This window comes from Metabacillus bambusae (assembly GCF_017497975.1).
GTDB classification, from domain to species: Bacteria; Bacillota; Bacilli; order Bacillales; family Bacillaceae; genus Metabacillus; species Metabacillus bambusae.
Genome location: NZ_JAGDEL010000026.1, coordinates 26,251 through 39,088 on the forward strand (window position 1 = coordinate 26,251; position 12,838 = coordinate 39,088).

Here is a 12,838-nt window from a genome sequence, read left to right on the forward strand (position 1 = left end):
TGCTACTCATAGCATAAATGGCATGCTATAATCAATCTAGTCAAATGAACTAGGACTAATAAACCACTTCCCAAACAGGAGATGTTGTATATGTTGAAAAAAATGTTGAAAAACCAGCGTGGGTTAACTTTAATTGAGTTACTAGCTGTTATTGTTATATTAGGGATTATTGCTGCGATTGCGGTTCCTTCGATTGGGAATATTATTGAAAATTCTAGAGATAAAGCTACTGTTTCTGAAGCTATTCAAATTATAGATGCAGCTAAAATTGCTAGAGCTGAAAATCCTGAAAATAACACATATGATGAGACTTCCTTAGCTCCTTATTTAGATAAAGTTAAAGAAGGAGAGTATGATGTAGTATATAATGAAGGGTTCACTATTTCAAACCATGAAGCATGTAGTATAGTTGGAGACGCGCAAACTGATAGTATAAGTGAAGAGGAATTAATTGATTTCATTGATGGAAATTAATGCTATTTCAATGTTCCTCTACGGCCTCCTCCTAGGCTCCTTCTACAACGTAGTCGGCCTAAGAGTCCCGATAAAACAATCAATTGTTACACCACGGTCAGCTTGTCCGAGGTGTAACCATACTCTAACAGCAGTGGAATTAATCCCTGTTGTTTCTTTCCTTTTACAGAGAGGAAAGTGTCGAAAGTGTGGCACTCGGATTTCATCTCTTTATCCGTTTGTGGAGCTAATGACAGGGCTACTGTTTATGGTTTCGCCAATGATTGTTGGCTGGAATTATGAGCTGATGATTGCCCTCACATTAATATCATTATTTATGATTATTTTCGTTTCAGACATTTCCTATATGATCATTCCAGATAAGGTCATCCTCTTTTTTCTCGTTCTTTTTATCGTTGAACGAGTGATTTATCCATTAGATCCTTGGTATGATTCTATTATTGGGGGAGCGGTTGCGTTTGGCTTACTGTTACTTATTGCCTATGTGAGTAAAGGTGGCATGGGTGGCGGAGATATTAAGCTATTTGGCTTATTAGGGATTGCATTAGGATTAAAGCTTGTTTTACTTTCATTTTTCTTGTCTACGCTTATCGGGACGTTTGATGGAATACGTCGTATCTTGATAGGTAAGTATAAAAAGAGAGAACCTATTCCGTTTGGACCTTCGATTATTGCTGGTACATTACTTGCATATTTTTTCGGAGATTCGCTTATTGGGTGGTATTTATCATTAATTGGCTTTAAGTGATGGGGGTTTTAAAATGGTTTTATCGTTTAATCGTAAAATCGGAAACATAATCATAAAGGATTATGCTATTCGATATGTTGAAATAAAACAAGGTAACCCAGTCATTTTGAGCAAATGTGAAGAAAAAATCATTCCGCCAGGACTTATTGTCGATGGGAAAATAAAAAATGCTGACACACTTTCATTAATTTTAGATGAATGTGTATCTGATTGGGGGATAAAAGGAAGACGCGTTCGTTTTAATGTCCCTGACTCCCATGTAGTTATACGTAAGGTGCAAATTCCAATAGATGTGAAAGAAGACGAAATTCGTGGGTATTTATATGTTGAAATGGGTTCGACAATTCATTTGCCATTTGATGAAGCTGTTTTCGATTATGTTATTTTGTCTAAAAGCGAGAAAGTTCAAAATGTCCTTTTGTTTGCATCATCAGAAGAACTTGTGCAAGATTATACTGATATTCTCATTGACGCGCACTTGAAGCCGGCTGTAGCTGATATTTCGTCATTATGCTGCTACCGTTTATATGATCGAAATACGAGTGGTCATAAGGATCTAACATTACTGATCCAGTTTGATTTGTTTTCTGAAAACCTAGCGATATTTAAAGATGATAAACCAGAGTTTATGAGACAACTTTTAAAAGAGGAATGGAATGAAGCAGAATCTTCTAAAGAAAAATGGCATGCTAGAGTTGAAGAAGTAATCAAGGAAATTGAGCATGTGTTAAATTTTTATCGTTTTTCAATAAACAAGAAAAACGAAGAGGTTCGTCACTTTATTATTACAGGTGACCATCCTTTACTCGAAGATTTCTTTAACATACTTAAATCACGCTTACAAGGCACAGTTCAGCTTTTGCCAAATGAGATTGCATGCTTTCCAGATCATTCTCCAATTCCTTTTTCTTTTCATCTAGCAGCAGGATTAGCACTTAAAGAGGTGGAGTAATATGCTAGCAGAAATTAACCTACTCCCGAGAAAAGATTTAAAAAACCAAGCGAAACGATTGGTTTTTCTTGTGATTCTGATAATAACAATAATCGTTATTAGCCTTTTTTTTCTTCAAGCACGTTCTCTTAGCAAAGCAGAAGAAGTCGCTGAAAATAACAGGATAAAGCTACAGGAACAATTGGAGAAAAAGCTTCAGGAAGATAATCAAGTATCTGGGAAAAGCACGTCAGCTGAGAAGCTTCAAACAGCAGTGAATTTTGCAGAATTTGCTTCAAAGGATATGATTCCAGTCTTAGAGGAATTAACTCAACAATTACCTGAGCGCGGGTATGTTCTTATATTTGAACAGATAGACTTAGGGACAATTAATTTAGTTGTTCAATTTGATATGAATCGAGATGCAGCATACTATTTAACAAGATTAAAGGAATCAGCGACCTTTGAACAGATTCTTCTCCAAAAAATTGAGACGAAAAATGAAGAATCAGAAGGAAATAACAATCTATCAGATTCAGAAAGTGAAATAGAGATACCACGAGTGGAAGCAACTTATCAAATAAAAATAAAAAATAGTGTTGATGGAGCAAAAAACGGCGGTGAAAACAATGAAGATTCAGCTTCATAAAAAACATATAATTCTTTTGATATCATTTATTGTTTTCATAAGTCTTCTTTATATGGGAGGATATTTTCTTTACTTAAAACCAATAAAGGAAAGTGCAAGTAGTATTGACGACTCTGTTACGATGCTACAAAAGCAGTTAGACCAACTAACGATCCCAAACGAAGAAAAGCCGGTTTCAAACACATTTTCACTTCAACAAAAAGTTCCAATTACCCCGTTAGTGGATCAATTTGTACTAGACTTAGAAAAAGCAGAGATTATATCAAATAGTACGATTCAGTTAATCGAGTTTACTGAGGGTGGTATACTCATTGATACAGAAGCAGAGGCTAACCAAGGTATTATAACGGAAGAAATTGATGCTGTTGTTGAACAGGGGACACAGGAAGAAGTCGTAGAAATACCTGGTGCACCAGAGGGATTAGAACAGCTTACAATAACTGTAACTGTACGCTCGGATAATTTTTATGATTTGAAGAAATTCGTCGAAACGATCGAACAACAAACTAGAATAACAATGGTCAATCAGCTTTCCTTTCAAGGACCACCTGAAGTCACTCAAAGTGATCAAGTGATGAATCCACTTGAATATAAAGTACATCTTACTGCATTTTATATGCCGACATTGACTGACTTGGAAGCAGAAACACCTTCGATTAAGGCACCGCAGCCTAGCAAGAAACATAACCCTTTATCACCTTATATACAAGAAGGTAATGACGAATAATCATATTATTTGACGAAGGTTTTTAAGGATGAGACGACAAATGTCTTGTTCTTTTTTTTTACCTTTCTGTTAACATGATAAGCAAAATGATCGCACGTGTTTTGCAAAAGAAGGGTGGTAGGCACATGGACAAGCAGACGTCAGATACAATCAAAATAAAAATAAACGGCAAGGATCGCCCTATGTCACAAGGTGAAAAAACGGGAGAGGTCATACCGTTTTCAAGCTGGGAAGAAAAGCTCGATGCTGAAAAAGAGATTGCTTCAGCAAAGCAAACGGTGGAAGAAGAGGATGAATTTCCTTGGCTTTTACCTGATGAGGACGATACAGTTTTTAAAGATGATCCAAAGGTAGTGACAACTACAAAGAAAACAAAACTATTTTCCAATCAATCTGTCACACCTTATCAATATTCGAACAAGAAAACGCGCAATAAGAATATTGTAGCTTTTCCATTAAAAAAGTTTATGACAATTTTTTTATTAGCCATTGGTTTAGGCGTAATGTTTGGTTTTATCGCCTTAAATTTTTTATCTAATGAAGATATGCCAACTGCGGGTACAACAAGTGAGAGTACAAACGAAGAACAGGCTACCGGGGACACTTCTGATCAAGCTAAAGGTGATACCGAAGAAAAAGCAGGCGGGGAAGCGGGATCTGCTACTACTTCTGCAAATCTTCAGTTATATGCTGTTCAAGGTGGTATTTTCTCGTCCAAAGAAGCAGCTAATATTGTTGCAGATAATATAAAGGAAAAAGGATTTGCATCGATTGTGATGGAAACTGATGGTTCTTATACAGTGTTTGCTGGATTGGGAATGGATAAAGCTGAAACAAGTGCACTAAGTGAGGTATATAAACAGCAAAACTTTGATGATATTGAGTTTTGGGGTGGGAAACAACTTTCTCTTACAATTTCAACAATTAGTGCAGCTGATCAATGGGCTAGTACGATCCAGGAGTTGTCTTCACTGGCATCTGCAGCATCTAACGGCGAAAGCGTAAACCAAGAAGCAGTGAGTAAAATAGAGTCAACGATTAACGGGATAAAAACAACAGATGAAACTGAAAAGTCATTAGTGGAAAAGCTTTTACAAGCAGCTGATAGTGTGAAAAATAATCAGGGCTGGGACGCACAACAACATATATTAGAAGTAACGAACCAAATAACGAGCTGATTAAGAGAATGATAATAGGCTTATCTCATAGACATTACCGTAGAATATGAGATGAAAGCTTATTGTCATTTTTTTTGAATTGGTAATAACCGTACTGAAATTAAAAATCAATTTTAGAAAATTGTCCAATTTCATTTCGTTTGGTAGGATAGACATGTATCTTCTAATCTGAAACGAAAGGATGAAAACATCATGAATTCAAACCTCATTTTAGCTTCAGCTTCTCCCCGCAGAAAAGAACTTCTTGAACTACTTCAAATCCCTTTTGAGGTGATCGTAAGTGAAGTTGAGGAAATTGTAGACGAAAAGCTTCATCCTGCAGAAATGGTTCAATCACTAGCACAGCAAAAAGCATTAAGTGTCGCAAAAACAAATCAAACCTCTTTTGTCATTGGTTCAGATACTCTTGTTGTATATGGAGGTCGAATGCTAGGTAAACCAACTAATAAAAGCGAAGCAATTGAAATGCTTCAAATGCTTTCTGGGAAAACACATGACGTTTTTACTGGGGTCGCCATTATAAACGGTGAACAAGTTCACTCCTTTTTTGAGAAAACAAGTGTTACGTTTTTTTCACTTTCACATAAGGAAATTGTGGATTATGTATCAACAGGTGAGCCAATGGATAAAGCGGGGGCTTATGGAATTCAAGGCTATGGGGCATTGTTAGTTGAAAGAATTTTTGGTGATTACTATTCTGTTGTCGGTTTACCTGTTGCACGTACACACCGAGAACTGTTAAATATGGGATTTAAACATTGCAAGAATTAGATGAAATCATTAATAAAATGTACCCCAGTGTCATTAGTAATCAAATCCGTTTTCGTAGAATAAAACGGCAAAGTAGGTTCATTATATAAATACACATTTCTTTACGAGCAGAAAGGGAAACGAAGGAGGCTAAATGTCAACATCAACCTTTAAAATTCGTGATTTCCCTGAAGACGAGCGTCCAAGAGAACGCTTGTTAAATGAAGGACCTGATAAGTTGTCAAATCAAGAACTTTTTGCGATTCTCCTTCGAACAGGTACAAAAAAAGAATCTGTTTTGGAGCTGTCACAAAATCTCCTTAAACATTTTGAAGGAATAAGAATGTTAAAGGATGCATCTGTAGAAGAAATTACCGCGATATCAGGTATCGGTAATGCAAAGGCGGTACAAATATTAGCAGCCCTCGAACTGGGGAGAAGAATGAATCGACTTACGTATGATGATCGATATGTAATTCGTTCCCCACAGGATGGTGCTAATTATGTGATGGAGGAAATGCGGTTTTTAAGTCAGGAGCATTTTGTCTGCTTGTATTTAAACACAAAAAATCAGGTTATCCATAAACAAACAGTGTTTATTGGTAGTTTAAATGCATCGATCGTCCATCCACGCGAGGTATTCAAAGAAGCATTTAAACGCTCTGCAGCCTCAATTATCTGTATTCATAACCATCCTTCTGGAGACCCATCTCCGAGTAGAGAGGATATAGAAGTAACTAAGCGGCTAACAGAATGTGGAAAGGTTTTAGGTATAGAACTTTTGGACCATCTTATAATCGGTGAACAAAAATATGTGAGTCTAAAAGAAAAAGGCTACGTCTAATACTTTTTTTTTTGTGTAATTACGATATAATAAGGTTTATGAGTTTTTTTCGGATTGGCTCTGTTAAAGATCATTGTTGATTTTGTCACACTTTGTTGATTAGAGCGAACGCCTGCAGCGGAAATCAACAAATAAGTTTAACAGAACCTTTGGATTAAAAAAGCTCAGTATTAAATTCGGGAAAGATGATGAAGCAGTTTCTTAAAAACTAACCTCATTGATGTAAAACCAAGAACAGTTCAGTTCATTTACTGAAGGTAGTCTAACCCTCAAAATGAAGAAAGTTGTATTCTGTCAATTTTCCTAAAAATAATTAAAAAGTATATATTTCGTTTCAGAAAGGAAGATACACCCTATGTTCGGTATTGGTACAAGAGACCTTGGAATAGATTTAGGGACCGCAAACACACTTGTATTTGTTAAAGGAAGAGGAGTTGTCGTTAGAGAACCTTCTGTTGTTGCTCTACAAACAGATACAAAACAAATAGTTGCTGTCGGTAATGATGCAAAAAACATGATTGGTCGTACACCGGGAAATATTGTTGCACTACGTCCAATGAAAGATGGAGTTATTGCTGATTATGAAACAACAGCGACAATGATGAAATACTATATTAAACAAGCAACTAAAACAAAAGGCATTTTCTCTAATAAGCCTTATGTTATGGTTTGTGTCCCATCTGGGATTACAGCAGTTGAAGAACGAGCTGTTATTGATGCTACTAGACAAGCTGGGGCAAGGGATGCTTATACGATTGAAGAACCATTTGCAGCTGCAATTGGTGCGAATTTACCAGTTTGGGAACCAACAGGAAGTATGGTAGTTGATATTGGTGGCGGTACAACAGAGGTGGCAATTATCTCTCTTGGAGGTATTGTTACAAGCCAATCAATTCGTGTTGCTGGTGACGAAATGGACGAGGCTATCATTACATACATTAGAAAAACATATAACTTAATGATTGGTGATCGTACATCCGAAGCGATTAAAATGGAAATCGGTTCAGCTGGTTCTCCTGATGGCGTAGATAATATGGATATTAGAGGTAGAGACCTTTTAACAGGTTTACCTAAAACTATTGAAATTACAGCAGCTGAAATTGCTGACGCGTTAAAAGATACAGTATACACGATTGTCGATACTGTTAAAAACACGTTGGAAAAAACACCTCCAGAGCTTGCAGCAGATATCATGGATCGTGGTATTGTATTAACTGGTGGTGGTGCATTGCTTCGTAATCTTGATAAAGTTATTGGAGAAGAAACGAATATGCCAGTGTTAATTGCTGAGGATCCATTAGATTGTGTTGCAATCGGAACAGGAAAAGCACTCGAGCATATTCACTTATTTAAAAATAAAGCAAGAGATAGTAGATAATTTTGTTTTAGCCTTTGCTTATTGAAGTCTTTTATATCTTTTAATGTAAGCAAAGGCTATATGTTGAAGTGGAAATTTGAGTTAAGAGGGTGTTCATCATGCCACAGTTTTTCCTAAATAAACGCCTTATCTTGTTGCTAGTCAGTATAATTTTTTTAGTGGCATTGATTGGTTTTTCCTTAAAGGAAGATCGGAAGTTGACTTGGCCTGAGCAATTTTTACAGGATTCAGTAGGTGTTTTTCAATCGATATTTCATAAGCCAGCTTTATATATATCTGGTTTTTTTGAAAACGTAAGTGACTTAAAAAATACATATGAAGAAAATGAGTTGCTAAAAAGCAGACTTGACGAATATATGCAACTAGAAGCAGATCTTCAAGAGTATAAAGTTGAAAATGAAAAATTATTAGCCGAGTTAGGTAATGTTGCAAACTTAAGAGAGTACAATCCGATCTTTTCTACTGTTGTTGGTCGTAATCCTGATAGATGGTATGATTACATATCAATTGATAAAGGTGCACAGGATGGGATAGAGCCTAATATGGCTGTTGTAACGGCACAGGGTCTTGTTGGAAAGGTCAAGTCTACTTCTCAATTTACTTCTACCGTTCAACTTTTGAGTGCAACTGACCTTAAAAATAGAATTTCAGCTGAAGTTCAACCGGCAGAAGTGAAAGTAGAAAGTGAAAATAGTGATGAAGAGAACAAGCAAACAGGTGAAAAGGTAATGGGATTAATAGAAGGTTATGACGAGGATAAAGGTGCACTTTTACTTCGTCGAATTGAATCTGATGTAAAGCTTGTTGAAGGACAAAAAGTCATTACATCGGGAAAAGGTGAAGTTTTCCCAGAAGGAATTCTAATCGGTGAAATTATCGAGATTGAGCCAGATTCATATGGGTTAGAACAAATGGCATATGTTAAACCATCAGCTAATTTTTATGATATAGATCGTGTATGGGTAGCCGAGCGTGTAGCTGAATCAGAGGACCCTGTAGAGGTGTTAAATGAGGAGGAGGAATCGTGAGACGTTTCATCCTTCCTTTTCTGCTCTTCTTTATTTTTATAAGTGAGAGTATCTTCGCTCACTTAGTTCATATTCCATTTGCCTTAGAAGATCAACTATATATACCTCGATTTATGTTAATCGCATGTATTTTCGTGACAGTATACTTAACACGCACACAAGGAATGCTATTTGGAATTGTGTTCGGATTACTCCATGATATTGTTTATATTGAAGTGATCGGAATCTATTTATTTGCATATGGAATCCTAGCTTATTTGATCAATAAAGCAATGAAAGTTCTCCATGGTAATGCTCTAATTGTGCTATTTCTGACGATTTTATCGATCGCTGTACTTGAATTTTATGTGTATGGAATGAATTATTTAATTGGGACGACAAAAATGTCATTATATCATTTTACAACCTTAAGGTTATTACCTACGCTTGCTTTAAATTCGGTTGTTGCTATTCTGTTAATCTATCCTATGAAAAAGTTCCTTACGAGAATAAAATTAGATGAGTCTGATGATTAGATTGAATAAATAAGAGATACGCTATAAAGCTAGGCAATGAGCTGTCCATGAAAAAAAACTAATACTTTATTATCAATTTAAAAAGGATTTACAGCATTTCTGTCGAATAGTAAAGTCGTTGAGGTGAACGTCGTGAAAGTCCAAAAACAACAATATGTTACGATTAAAGGCACAAAAGATGGCTTAACGTTGCATCTCGATGATTCGTGTTCTTTTGATCAATTGCTCCATGAACTCGAGGAAATGCTATCTTTAAAACAATATATACAATCAGGTCCAGTTATTGGTGTAAATGTAAAAGTTGGAAACCGTTTCGTTAATAAGGATCAACGAGTAAAGCTAGAATCAGTAATCAAACAAAACCGTAATCTCATGGTTGAGACAATTGAAAGCAATGTGATGACAAAGGATGAGGCGCTTAGGATTAAGAGAGAAACTGAAGTCGTTTCTGTTGCTAGGATTGTTCGTTCTGGTCAAATTTTAAAGGTCAAAGGTGATTTACTGCTAATAGGTGATGTAAATCCAGGTGGAACAGTTATTGCTACTGGCAATATCTTTGTTCTAGGTGCGTTAAGAGGAATTGCACATGCCGGTGCAGATGGTAACGGGCAGGCTGTTATTGCTGCTTCTTTATTAAAACCAGCACAGCTTCGCATAAGTGAAATCATTAATCGTGCTCCCGATCATATACCAAGTGAAGGTAATGAGATGGAATGTGCTTTTATAAATAATGACGATGAAATGATTATTGAGCGATTGCAGCAACTTACTCATTTACGACCTAATTTAACAAGGTTTGAAGGGGGAATCTAACTATGGGTGAAGCAATTGTCATTACCTCAGGTAAAGGTGGAGTTGGTAAAACAACAACATCTGCAAATTTAGGGACAGCTTTAGCTATATTGGGCAAACGTGTTTGCTTAGTAGATACAGACATCGGTCTTCGAAACCTAGATGTTGTAATGGGATTAGAAAATCGGATAATCTATGATCTAGTAGATGTAGTTGAAGGGCGCTGTAAAATGCACCAAGCGCTTGTAAAAGATAAACGATTTGAAGATTTATTATATTTATTACCTGCTGCACAAACAAGTGATAAAACAGCAGTAAAACCGGAGCAAATCAAAAAGCTAATAGATGAACTTAAACAAGATTATGATTATATTGTTATTGATTGCCCAGCAGGAATTGAACAAGGTTACAAAAATGCAGTAGCTGGTGCAGATAAGGCTGTAGTTGTTACGACTCCAGAAATTTCAGCTGTTCGTGATGCAGATCGAATTATTGGTTTACTAGAAAAAGAAGATATTGAGCCTCCGAAATTAGTGATTAATCGTATTCGTAATCATCTTGTTAAAAATGGAGACATGCTAGATGTTGATGAAATCGTTACACATCTTTCGATCGACCTAATCGGAATCGTAGCTGATGATGATGATGTTATTAAAGCATCTAACAATGGTGAGCCTATTGCAATGGATCCTAATAATCGTGCAGCTATTGCGTATCGAAATATTGCCAGGCGTATCCTTGGGGAATCTGTTCCATTACAATCATTAGATGAGCAAAATAAGGGTGTATTAACAAAGCTGAAAAAGTTTTTTGGAGTACGTGTATAGCTTTGTAAAAATAGATTATTAAATTAAAAGACTAGTGTTTGATTACCGATGTACTTCGTGAAACATCGACTTTCAGCCCACTAGTCTTTTTTGTAGTATCAGAATTTATAACTTTTCTTACTCAGTTTTGGTGTCTAGCTCCAGCACCTAGACCCTCGGGGTCATAAGCCACTCAGGAATTGAAGACAAAGAACGTCTTCTATTCCTGAGCGTCTTATGCCTGTCGGGTCTGATCAAGGCGCTTGCGCTTTTGTTCTTTAGATTATTTTTTAATCATAACCTTTAAGGACAAGGCATAAACTTGTACAAACTGACAAAAGGATTGATGGGGATGAGTCATCGAGCGGATGAAGTGAGGAAAAGAATTGCGAAAAGAAAGCGAGAAAGAGGATTGTCAGAGACAAGTGAAACATCAAAGCCAACGTCCTTGTTTTTAAGTGATGAAGAGAGGTATGGTGTGTATTCTCCACCAACATATGAAGGTGGACCGAACAAAGATAATGGCGATCATCCACTTTTTCGTACAGAAGTATTCATGTTCAAAGTATTATTTTCAGCAATTATCGTGTTAGTGACAGCGATCGTGTTTAAAAATAGTGCACCTATCTTTCAAGATGTGAAGTCAACCATTACATATTCACTAGAGGAAGAATTTCAATTTGCTGCTGTTTCTTCCTGGTATCGAGATCGATTTGGGGAACCACTAGCTCTTTTTGAAACAAAGACAGAGGAAAGCAAGGATTCAGAAGGTGCTACTCAAAGTGCTGAATTTGCTGTCCCGGCTAATGGTAAAGTGCTCGAAACGTTTGAAGATAACGGCCAAGGTATTATGGTTGAGACTGATCGACCATCTGTAGAAGCGATGAATGAAGGAATTATTATCGAAGCAGGTGAAAAATCAGACACAGGTCTGACAATTGTTCTCCAGCATGCAGATGGGACAAAATCGTGGTACGGAAATTTAGATAAAATTGATGTGGCCCTTTATGATTTTGTCGAAAAAGGGAAAGAGCTTGGGAAAACAAAATTAAGTGAAAATCAAAAAGGTACTTATTATTTCGCTATTAAAAAGGGTGATGCTTTTATTGACCCAATCCAGGTGATCCAATTTGAATAGATACTTCATACTCTTACAAAAAATCCACATTCATCCATTACTATGGGTAATGATTGGAATAAGTATCATTACCGCTAACTTTAAATCATTATTAATGTTAATGCTGATTGTATTTATACATGAAATGGGCCATGCAACAAGTGCTCATTTTTTTTCTTGGAGAATCAAAGCAATCATGCTTCTCCCATTTGGAGGGGTTGCTGAGGTCGATGAGCATGGGAATCGCTCGTTAAAGCAAGAATTGATTGTCGTGTTATCAGGTCCAATACAGCATATTTGGCTTCAAGGTGCAGCCTATCTACTACAAGCAACCAATCTTGTAAGCTTGGCAGATTATCAATTGTTCACCTTATATAATGTATCCATCCTACTTTTTAATTTGCTGCCAGTCTGGCCGCTAGACGGTGGGAAGCTTTTATTTATCCTCTTCTCACATTATTGGCCATATAAAAAAGCGCATTTTTACATGGTAGCGACGTCTATTTTTTTCTTATCCATTTATGTTTTAGCTATTTTGGTCTATTCACCGAATCATCTGAACATGTGGTTTATCACAACCTTTCTCATTTACAGTTTATACCATGAGTATAAAAATCGAATGTATGGTTGCTTGCGATTTTTGATGGAGCGGTATTACGGTAATCAAGATACTATTTATCGGTTAAAGCCGATTGTCGTCGATGAGTCAGAGTTAATCTATCATGTATTACTTCAATTTCAGAGAGGTTGTAAGCATTTAATCGTTGTAGAGCGAAATGGTGCAAAAGTGTCGGAAATGGATGAAAATGAATTACTCCATGCCTATTTTGCTAACAAACTTACTGACTCAAAGGTCGGGGATTTAATGTATGCTTATTGAATTTTTTAATCTTCAAGGTTT

The 12,838-nt window shown here is 36.4% G+C and carries 15 protein-coding genes; all 15 read left to right on the top strand.

The window, feature by feature from the left end; genetic code table 11:
- Positions 1-90 precede the first annotated feature (90 nt).
- Positions 91-474: a type IV pilin protein gene (locus tag I7822_RS24310; RefSeq protein ID WP_207981668.1), complete on the top strand. Its 384-nt coding sequence runs from the start codon at positions 91-93 to the stop codon at positions 472-474.
- Positions 464-1,222: a prepilin peptidase gene (locus I7822_RS24315; RefSeq protein WP_207981738.1), complete on the top strand. Its 759-nt coding sequence runs from the start codon at positions 464-466 to the stop codon at positions 1,220-1,222. The genes I7822_RS24310 and I7822_RS24315 overlap by 11 nt, the downstream gene beginning before the upstream one ends.
- A gap of 13 nt (positions 1,223-1,235) precedes the next feature.
- Entirely contained in the window at positions 1,236-2,174 is a 939-nt protein-coding gene (pilM, locus tag I7822_RS24320) for a type IV pilus biogenesis protein PilM (protein WP_207981670.1), read from the top strand.
- A gap of 1 nt (position 2,175) precedes the next feature.
- Positions 2,176-2,802, top strand: coding sequence for a PilN domain-containing protein (locus tag I7822_RS24325; RefSeq protein ID WP_207981672.1), 627 nt, complete (start codon positions 2,176-2,178; stop codon positions 2,800-2,802).
- Positions 2,774-3,529 carry a hypothetical protein gene (locus I7822_RS24330; protein WP_207981674.1) on the top strand — a complete coding sequence of 252 codons (756 nt, stop codon included), beginning with the start codon at positions 2,774-2,776 and terminating at the stop codon, positions 3,527-3,529. The genes I7822_RS24325 and I7822_RS24330 overlap by 29 nt, the downstream gene beginning before the upstream one ends.
- A gap of 125 nt (positions 3,530-3,654) precedes the next feature.
- Positions 3,655-4,707 carry an SPOR domain-containing protein gene (locus I7822_RS24335; protein WP_207981675.1) on the top strand — a complete coding sequence of 351 codons (1,053 nt, stop codon included), beginning with the start codon at positions 3,655-3,657 and terminating at the stop codon, positions 4,705-4,707.
- 192 nt (positions 4,708-4,899) lie between these two features.
- The gene (locus I7822_RS24340; protein ID WP_207981676.1) at positions 4,900-5,478 is read left to right on the top strand and encodes a Maf family protein; all 579 of its coding nucleotides are present in this window, start codon (positions 4,900-4,902) and stop codon (positions 5,476-5,478) included.
- 133 nt (positions 5,479-5,611) lie between these two features.
- Entirely contained in the window at positions 5,612-6,301 is a 690-nt protein-coding gene (gene radC, locus I7822_RS24345) for a RadC family protein (RefSeq protein WP_207981677.1), read from the top strand.
- Between the two features lie 355 nt (positions 6,302-6,656).
- On the top strand, positions 6,657-7,679 hold the full coding sequence (locus I7822_RS24350) for a rod shape-determining protein (protein ID WP_207981678.1): 1,023 nt from the start codon (positions 6,657-6,659) through the stop codon (positions 7,677-7,679).
- Positions 7,680-7,777: 98 nt separating this feature from the next.
- Complete coding sequence (gene mreC, locus I7822_RS24355; RefSeq protein ID WP_207981679.1) at positions 7,778-8,707, top strand: rod shape-determining protein MreC; 930 nt, start codon at positions 7,778-7,780, stop codon at positions 8,705-8,707.
- Positions 8,704-9,222 (top strand): rod shape-determining protein MreD, encoded by a 519-nt coding sequence (gene mreD / locus I7822_RS24360; protein WP_207981680.1) that lies wholly within the window; start codon positions 8,704-8,706, stop codon positions 9,220-9,222. Before mreC ends, mreD begins: the two co-directional genes overlap by 4 nt.
- 132 nt (positions 9,223-9,354) lie before the next feature.
- Positions 9,355-10,035 (top strand): septum site-determining protein MinC, encoded by a 681-nt coding sequence (gene minC, locus I7822_RS24365; protein WP_207981681.1) that lies wholly within the window; start codon positions 9,355-9,357, stop codon positions 10,033-10,035.
- Between the two features lie 2 nt (positions 10,036-10,037).
- Entirely contained in the window at positions 10,038-10,841 is an 804-nt protein-coding gene (gene minD / locus I7822_RS24370) for a septum site-determining protein MinD (RefSeq protein WP_207981682.1), read from the top strand.
- Positions 10,842-11,172: 331 nt separating this feature from the next.
- A complete protein-coding gene (locus I7822_RS24375; RefSeq protein ID WP_207981683.1) occupies positions 11,173-11,958 on the top strand; it encodes a M23 family metallopeptidase in 786 nt (261 codons plus the stop codon).
- Positions 11,951-12,817: a M50 family metallopeptidase gene (locus I7822_RS24380; protein ID WP_207981684.1), complete on the top strand. Its 867-nt coding sequence runs from the start codon at positions 11,951-11,953 to the stop codon at positions 12,815-12,817. The genes I7822_RS24375 and I7822_RS24380 overlap by 8 nt, the downstream gene beginning before the upstream one ends.
- Positions 12,818-12,838 lie beyond the last annotated feature (21 nt).

Coding starts and splice junctions, on each gene's coding strand:
- radC (WP_207981677.1), top strand. CDS start 5,612: ATGTCAACATCAACCTTTAAAATTCGTGATTTCCCTGAAGACGAGCGT.
- minD (WP_207981682.1), top strand. CDS start 10,038: ATGGGTGAAGCAATTGTCATTACCTCAGGTAAAGGTGGAGTTGGTAAA.
- I7822_RS24340 (WP_207981676.1), top strand. CDS start 4,900: ATGAATTCAAACCTCATTTTAGCTTCAGCTTCTCCCCGCAGAAAAGAA.
- mreC (WP_207981679.1), top strand. CDS start 7,778: ATGCCACAGTTTTTCCTAAATAAACGCCTTATCTTGTTGCTAGTCAGT.
- I7822_RS24310 (WP_207981668.1), top strand. CDS start 91: ATGTTGAAAAAAATGTTGAAAAACCAGCGTGGGTTAACTTTAATTGAG.
- I7822_RS24375 (WP_207981683.1), top strand. CDS start 11,173: ATGAGTCATCGAGCGGATGAAGTGAGGAAAAGAATTGCGAAAAGAAAG.
- I7822_RS24315 (WP_207981738.1), top strand. CDS start 464: ATGGAAATTAATGCTATTTCAATGTTCCTCTACGGCCTCCTCCTAGGC.
- I7822_RS24350 (WP_207981678.1), top strand. CDS start 6,657: ATGTTCGGTATTGGTACAAGAGACCTTGGAATAGATTTAGGGACCGCA.
- I7822_RS24325 (WP_207981672.1), top strand. CDS start 2,176: ATGCTAGCAGAAATTAACCTACTCCCGAGAAAAGATTTAAAAAACCAA.
- I7822_RS24335 (WP_207981675.1), top strand. CDS start 3,655: ATGGACAAGCAGACGTCAGATACAATCAAAATAAAAATAAACGGCAAG.
- pilM (WP_207981670.1), top strand. CDS start 1,236: ATGGTTTTATCGTTTAATCGTAAAATCGGAAACATAATCATAAAGGAT.